Origin of the sequence: Shinella sp. JR1-6 (assembly GCF_004284735.1) — a bacterium.
Lineage (GTDB): Bacteria > Pseudomonadota > Alphaproteobacteria > Rhizobiales > Rhizobiaceae > Shinella.
The window spans coordinates 1-4,952 of the sequence record NZ_SHMI01000073.1 but is presented as its reverse complement, the minus strand read 5'-3'; the positions used below and the strand labels follow the sequence as shown (position 1 = coordinate 4,952).

The window sequence follows — 4,952 nt, the reverse complement described above, 5'->3', positions numbered from 1 at the left end:
AGAATGATCGCCGTGCCGGCCTCCACGTCTCCGGTTACGGAGTAGAGATCGATCGCGAGTTGAAACGGGTCGATGCCCTGACGGCGCCAGAAGGCCAGCTCCTCGACGGCGTGCTGAGCCATATGCTCTTCTCGCGTCATCGGGACGGTCCAGCAGTCGGACGGCTTCTGAGCCCCGCCCGTGCGCTTTTTGTTGTGCGCGGGTGAGCCGGCCCGGATATGGCAGGCATCGCAGCCGAACGCGCCGGAGATGACGGACGGAAGCTTGCGGATGAACGCAAGGTGCGCCTCGTCCTTGAACGACGACGTGGCCTTACTCGACTTATCCAGGGCGAAGGCCGTTGGTTCACGGCGAACGGCAAAGGCCATCATTTTAGAAACTCCAAAATCTTCTTGAGGAAAGCGTTCAACTTACGTTGCGGCTTGAGTCGTGGTTTGTTCCGAAGGGCTGCGTATTTCGCTTCGAATGCCTCCAGCCTCTCGATCGTCGTGCGGCGGGTGTGCGGCTCGGCTTGGAGCTTCTCGGATACGGTGTAGTAGGTTCGTCTCATGCTTTTGCCCTCGCGCTTAAAGCCGCCGATCTGGCCACATTGAGTCTCTTCATGGCTTCCTCACCGCCGCCGTGATCTGGATGATTTTTCTTGGCCAGTAGCTTGTAGGCTCGGGAAATCTGCTCCGCCGTCGCATTGGCCGGGACGCCTAAAACGTCGCACCACCAAGGCTTTATCGGCTGCCTTGTAGCTGCCGCAGCAGCAGAGTAAGCCCTGCGTTGCATTTCTATTTTGAGGCGAAGGCTATCCAACTCCTGCTGGATTTTTTCCCGCTCGAGGATGTAACGACGGCGCTGCTCTTCACGAGCCGTTATCATCCAGCACTCCTTAGCTTTCTCGTTACCGGCGAAAGAAACCGAGACGAAAAATACGAAGATCACGAAATAGACGCCGAAGATCAGGAAGTCGTTCATGCCGCTTCCTCCGCAAAAGCCATCTCCGGCGTTATCCCGTAGGTCTGGGCAATCCACTCGATTGCCGTCTCCAGGAACGTGTTGAATTCGCTCTCCGTCATGCTGGCAAAGCTGATCGACTTCGGGACGGCGACGGTGAAGCCCTTGACCATGACCGGCGTGACGAAGCCGGTATGCAGCTTCACAACGTCGTGCAGGGTCTCCGTGGACGGAGCACAGTGGGTAGCCTTGACGACCTTGCCGAGGAACGACCAGTAGAAGCGCAGTTTCGACGGAGAGCGTCCAGTGGAGAGCGCAACCTTGATGCGCTGGTCGTACGGCTGCTGTCTGATCCATTCGCGGTCGGCTTCCATCTCCCCTATCAGGGTGTCGCCGCGGCGCATGCAGTAGAGCGGGGGCTGTTCGGTCTTGGCCATGACGCACCTCAGAACGGCAAATAGTCGTTCATGGCGCCGGCGAGGTCATTGCCATAGCTGTCATGACGATCGGTTGCTGGCTTCTCCCGACGTTCCCCGCCGCCCTGAATAGTGATATCGCTGGCGCGGCAGGTGAAATACGTCTTGTTCTCGTGCTGGCGCTGGCCAAATTCACCCGAAACCGTGACCTTCGTGCCCTTCTTCAGGTGAGGTTCGAGCGACTGTCCGCGCTTGCCCCAAAGGGCTATGTCGAACCACATGGTGCTCTTGTTCTCGCCATACCCGTCATCGACGGCAACGGAAAAGCCGAGGATCGGTTCGCCGGCCTGAGTGCGGCGGAGGACGGCGTCCTTGCCAATCGTGCCCGCAAGGGTGATGATTTTCATTCGCCTGCCTCCAGTACGTGTTGCTCGCGGACGGTTTCATTGACGACGCGGGAGCCGGGGAAAGTGTCTTCTATGTCCTTGACCATGTCCGTCTTGGCCGACAGGTCGCGTTTCATCGCCTCCTTCCGCTCGGTGAAGCGGCGGCGGTTGACCTCGTCCATGGCCTTGATGGTGTCTTGGTGGTCTATCCAGAAGCTCTGTAGTCCAGTCATCGTGCGAATGGCTGAAAGCTCGTCCCACAGGGCGGATCCAACTTCCCTACGTTCTGCCGTTTTAGCCGGAGTTTTGAAATCGTCCGCCTCGTCTTCCGAATAGACAAGACCGTGGATGCCGACGAGCTTCAGAACAACCCTGTCCTTGGCGCGCTTTTCGGCCATGGCCCACGGGTACGAATTCTTGTTGTTCTTCGGGCTGGCCTCACCGGTAGCCCACTCTACGCGGGTGCCCATCTTGCCGGTCACGGCCAGTACGGCAATGCCATCAGCCGTCTTCGCTTCGATGATTTGCGGAGCGCTCCACTCGACACCGGCCTTGGTGGCGACAACCTCAAGAGCGGCATGCTTGCAGACCCACTGCTTGTTCTGCGGGATCTGCCAGAAGTCTTCGACGGCAAGCCCGTAGTCGGTACGGACGGCCTCGATGCGGGGATCAAGAGCCATTATGCTGCCTCCCCAAACGTGAGCATCATCTTCCGGTGAATTGCCCGCGTGCGCTCAACATCGGCGCGGCAGTATTCGGCAATTTCCTCGTGGCGGCCTTCATCGAAGAGCTGTCCAACCATGGAGCCGTCTATATCCCCCTTTCCGGGAAGGCCGAGAGCTGCACAAAGGTTGTCCATGCTGATCGTATCTCGGGCGCCGGCCCAAGCCGTCATCGTGTCGAAGGCCTCACCGCCCCATGGCTTAGGATCTCGGGGAAGCCAGACCGGGGCGCGGACACCCAAGGCAATGCTGCGCTGCCAGATGAAGCGGAGGTCGAAGTTGATGACGTTGTGACCGACCGGCTGCATGAAAAGGCGCGTCTTCCGCCCTTCCTTCGATACCAGATCGAAAAAGTTCACGAGGATATCAATCTCATCGTCGGCGTGATGGATGGAGACCGTCTGTGCTGCTGCGTCGTCAATTGCCCATCCGATGCAGCAGATATGGCCGTATGCACCGTTTAGCGCCGTCCGAGAAATAGCCTCCTTCACCGCTTCTGGCTTCTGGTCGCGCTCCCATGCTTCGATGGTCTCAGCCTTCTTCATGGCTGCCGGCGGCTTGACGGACTGGGCGATACGGTCGCGTACATCCTGAGACTGAGCCGGGATAGTCTCGATATCGAGGTAAAGGCGGGTCATGCCGCAATTCCTTCTGGTGTGGTGTTGAGCTTCTGAAGCAAGCGCCATTCCTCTCGGTGCGCCAGATCCATGTAGAATTCCGCGTCGGCCTCGCGCCGGTCAGCTTCGGAAAATCGGCCTTCCGACCGGTACTCTTCCGCCATCATTCTGGCGTGCAGGGCGTGCTGGCGAAGGGAGGTTACGGACGGGTACGACATCACATCCTCCTAGACATTCACCGGCCCGACCGTGAGGCCGGAACAGAACACGATTGCGAAAACAATGGTGGCAAGCAGGGCAAGAAGGAGCGCGTCAGTACTCGCTGCCTTGTTGTTAGCCTGCTTGAGAATTTCGACTGCAGGGGGAGCCGCACGGCAGGGAACTCCGGATGCTCTACAACTGCATTCTCGGTATGTGTTGAAATCGCAGCGAGACATGGTGTTCCTCTGTAGCCGCTGGGCGGCTGTGAATTGCTAGGCGCCAAACTGCTGGCGGTGATTGAGCGTGCCGTGGCTGCGCTGCGTGAAAGCAAGGCCGTTTTCGACGGTGAAATCAGAGCACCAGTCGTCCCAGGCTTGAGAGGTGCGGACGTAGGTCGGGAGCTGATCTTCGTCTTCCGGCGAGCCCTTGAAGGTGTTCAGCCATTCGGAAGCGAATTCTTCCGTGATGTCTTCGGCAGACAGGGTGTCGAGATCGAAACGGAAATATGCGGCCGCGTTGTCAGCGGTCAGGCGGGTGACGGCGTGGCGAAGGCTTTCGTAGACCTTGCCGTGACGGTCGCCTTCTTCGAAGTAGAAGCCGTTGGATGCTGCGAGCTTGGTGAGGATCGTCTCGCGGGCGGTGCAAAACTGGCTGCGGTGCATGTCGATGCTCCTTGGTGATCTCTTTTGATATCCGCCCGGGTGAAGGCGGATGCCGAAGGGGATCAGGCGGCTTCTGAGACCGGGAGGTCCAAAATCTTGTTGAGCTGTCCGGTAGGGATAGCCGGGAGATAGGGGGCTTCGGTCTCGTACTTAGTGGCGAAAGGAGCGATTTCCGGCCACGTCTCGATGAGGCGCTTGACAGTGGTCACGGCGTTTAGCGCGGCGGTCATCTGGCGCTCCGCTGCATCATAGGCAGACTTCAGGTCGGCCTCTCGTGACCGCAAGCCCTCATGCGTTGCACTCAACTTATGAGTGGCGTCGTATACCTTGGCGCACCCCGAAGCGTGTTTCGAAAGTATACGGAACTTGTCGGACCTCTTGTAATCGGTCGCCCGCATCAAGGGGCCGTAAGTGTAGCCCGAGAAATAGACGCGGGAGAAAGAGGCGCCGAACTGAATGCCGAAGCTGTCATTTTCCGGAAGCCACCCAGCGGGCAGGTCTGCCATCTTCTGTCGGTCTTCTTTCTTGTAGAGGTCGTCGTAGACTGCGCGGCCAAAGTCAGCCTTGGCGTCGATTAGCGATTTGACCTCGTCGCAAAAGCGGTGTGCAAGCGCTGCCTTCGTGATCGCCTCGCGTATGTGCTTCGTAAGTCTCGCGCTCATTTCCCTTGCTCCTCTTCGTTCCCGGCGTCGGGCTTCGTTTCATGATCGGTTCAAGCAGATCGGCGTTGGCTTCTTCGTGCTTGGGATGAGGGGATTATGAGAAAATCATAACTGCCTGTCAACATAAATTATGAGAAAATCATAAATTCGTTGACGGCGTAGAATCAGTGGGTGTATCTGTGTCGCCATCAGACGGGCGACCGGGTGCAATCCCCAAGCCCTAGCCAGACGTTTCGGGGCCACTGAGAGCCGACTATCTGGTGAAAGCGTGCAAGGTTGGGGTGGCAAGCGGTGAACCGGCAATCAGGTTCAAGGGACTGGCAAGCACAAGGGTATCTGGAACC

At 58.4% G+C, this 4,952-nt stretch carries 10 protein-coding genes; all 10 read right to left on the bottom strand.

The genetic code is table 11. From position 1 onward, the window contains the following. Positions 1 to 371: hypothetical protein (locus EXZ48_RS33930; RefSeq protein WP_207900602.1), on the bottom strand; the 371-nt coding region annotated here is incomplete at its 3' end. Beyond that, positions 368 to 550 carry a hypothetical protein gene (locus tag EXZ48_RS33925; RefSeq protein ID WP_130521448.1) on the bottom strand — a complete coding sequence of 61 codons (183 nt, stop codon included), beginning with the start codon at positions 548 to 550 and terminating at the stop codon, positions 368 to 370. The genes EXZ48_RS33930 and EXZ48_RS33925, both read right to left, overlap by 4 nt. After that, complete coding sequence (locus tag EXZ48_RS33920) at positions 547 to 963, bottom strand: J domain-containing protein (protein WP_130521445.1); 417 nt, start codon at positions 961 to 963, stop codon at positions 547 to 549. The genes EXZ48_RS33925 and EXZ48_RS33920 overlap by 4 nt, the downstream gene beginning before the upstream one ends. After that, complete coding sequence (locus EXZ48_RS33915) at positions 960 to 1,379, bottom strand: hypothetical protein (RefSeq protein ID WP_130521443.1); 420 nt, start codon at positions 1,377 to 1,379, stop codon at positions 960 to 962. Before EXZ48_RS33915 ends, EXZ48_RS33920 begins: the two co-directional genes overlap by 4 nt. A gap of 8 nt (positions 1,380 to 1,387) precedes the next feature. Beyond that, positions 1,388 to 1,765 (bottom strand): single-stranded DNA-binding protein, encoded by a 378-nt coding sequence (locus tag EXZ48_RS33910; protein ID WP_130521441.1) that lies wholly within the window; start codon positions 1,763 to 1,765, stop codon positions 1,388 to 1,390. Next, a complete protein-coding gene (locus EXZ48_RS33905) occupies positions 1,762 to 2,424 on the bottom strand; it encodes a hypothetical protein (RefSeq protein ID WP_130521439.1) in 663 nt (220 codons plus the stop codon). Before EXZ48_RS33905 ends, EXZ48_RS33910 begins: the two co-directional genes overlap by 4 nt. After that, positions 2,424 to 3,104: a ribonuclease H gene (locus tag EXZ48_RS33900; RefSeq protein WP_165909513.1), complete on the bottom strand. Its 681-nt coding sequence runs from the start codon at positions 3,102 to 3,104 to the stop codon at positions 2,424 to 2,426. Before EXZ48_RS33900 ends, EXZ48_RS33905 begins: the two co-directional genes overlap by 1 nt. Further along, the gene (locus EXZ48_RS33895) at positions 3,101 to 3,301 is read right to left on the bottom strand and encodes a hypothetical protein (protein WP_130521435.1); all 201 of its coding nucleotides are present in this window, start codon (positions 3,299 to 3,301) and stop codon (positions 3,101 to 3,103) included. The genes EXZ48_RS33900 and EXZ48_RS33895 overlap by 4 nt, the downstream gene beginning before the upstream one ends. 255 nt (positions 3,302 to 3,556) lie before the next feature. Further along, on the bottom strand, positions 3,557 to 3,946 hold the full coding sequence (locus EXZ48_RS33890; RefSeq protein ID WP_130521433.1) for a hypothetical protein: 390 nt from the start codon (positions 3,944 to 3,946) through the stop codon (positions 3,557 to 3,559). A 62-nt stretch (positions 3,947 to 4,008) separates the two neighbouring features. Then, positions 4,009 to 4,608: an Nmad5 family putative nucleotide modification protein gene (locus tag EXZ48_RS33885; RefSeq protein ID WP_130521431.1), complete on the bottom strand. Its 600-nt coding sequence runs from the start codon at positions 4,606 to 4,608 to the stop codon at positions 4,009 to 4,011. Between the last annotated feature and the right edge of the window lie 344 nt (positions 4,609 to 4,952).

Coding starts and splice junctions, on each gene's coding strand:
- EXZ48_RS33925 (WP_130521448.1), bottom strand. CDS start 550: ATGAGACGAACCTACTACACCGTATCCGAGAAGCTCCAAGCCGAGCCG.
- EXZ48_RS33920 (WP_130521445.1), bottom strand. CDS start 963: ATGAACGACTTCCTGATCTTCGGCGTCTATTTCGTGATCTTCGTATTT.
- EXZ48_RS33915 (WP_130521443.1), bottom strand. CDS start 1,379: ATGGCCAAGACCGAACAGCCCCCGCTCTACTGCATGCGCCGCGGCGAC.
- EXZ48_RS33910 (WP_130521441.1), bottom strand. CDS start 1,765: ATGAAAATCATCACCCTTGCGGGCACGATTGGCAAGGACGCCGTCCTC.
- EXZ48_RS33905 (WP_130521439.1), bottom strand. CDS start 2,424: ATGGCTCTTGATCCCCGCATCGAGGCCGTCCGTACCGACTACGGGCTT.
- EXZ48_RS33900 (WP_165909513.1), bottom strand. CDS start 3,104: ATGACCCGCCTTTACCTCGATATCGAGACTATCCCGGCTCAGTCTCAG.
- EXZ48_RS33895 (WP_130521435.1), bottom strand. CDS start 3,301: ATGTCGTACCCGTCCGTAACCTCCCTTCGCCAGCACGCCCTGCACGCC.
- EXZ48_RS33890 (WP_130521433.1), bottom strand. CDS start 3,946: ATGCACCGCAGCCAGTTTTGCACCGCCCGCGAGACGATCCTCACCAAG.
- EXZ48_RS33885 (WP_130521431.1), bottom strand. CDS start 4,608: ATGAGCGCGAGACTTACGAAGCACATACGCGAGGCGATCACGAAGGCA.